Consider the following 601-nt stretch of genomic DNA (forward strand, 5'->3'; position numbering starts at 1 on the left):
GGGCGTGGCCCGGGGTCGAACGCCCCGGCCCCGGGATCCGGGTCCGGGTGTGCTGTCCTACCAGCGGTACGTCATACGGGCGCGGCCCCCGTGGGAGGTGGTGTGAGCCCCGTAGGCGCCGTCGTACATCACGGTCAGCCCCCAAGTGTCGTCCAGACGCACCTCGGCGCCCACGCCCACAACGGCCGCATCCCGGTCCGCCGGTGTGCCTCGCACGAGGAAGTCATCCGACCCCGCAAGGAACATCATGCGGCTGGCGGTGTCGATGTCGCCGTAGACATGCTCCCAGCCCAGATCCAGCTTCAGGACCGCGTTCTCATGCACCCGGGCGTCCATACGGACCCCCACCGTGGAGACTCCCGTATGGCTCGCCTGGCTGTGGCCGCGCAGGCCCGCAACACCGCCGCTCTCCGAGAAGCCTTCGGTATAACCCATGGCCCACGAGCCTCCGGCAAACGGTTCCAGCATCAGGGCGTCCGTCGCCTGGACCCGCCAGGCGGCCTCGCCCACAACCTGGAACACGTTGGCCCCGTAGTCCGCCTTCAGGCGCTCGCCCAGTGCGGTGCGGCGGCTGTCGATGCCGTGGCGGGTGTAGACGCCC

1 protein-coding gene is annotated in these 601 nt (G+C 70.2%); it reads right to left on the reverse strand.

Annotated elements, in window-relative coordinates:
• Positions 1-57: 57 nt before the first annotated feature.
• The coding region (locus IHV25_RS10230) for an autotransporter outer membrane beta-barrel domain-containing protein (RefSeq protein WP_192535026.1) at positions 58-601 on the reverse strand (544 nt) is incomplete at its 5' end.

This window comes from Phaeovibrio sulfidiphilus (genome assembly GCF_014861485.1).
Classification (GTDB): Bacteria; Pseudomonadota; Alphaproteobacteria; order Rhodospirillales; family Rhodospirillaceae; genus Phaeovibrio; species Phaeovibrio sulfidiphilus.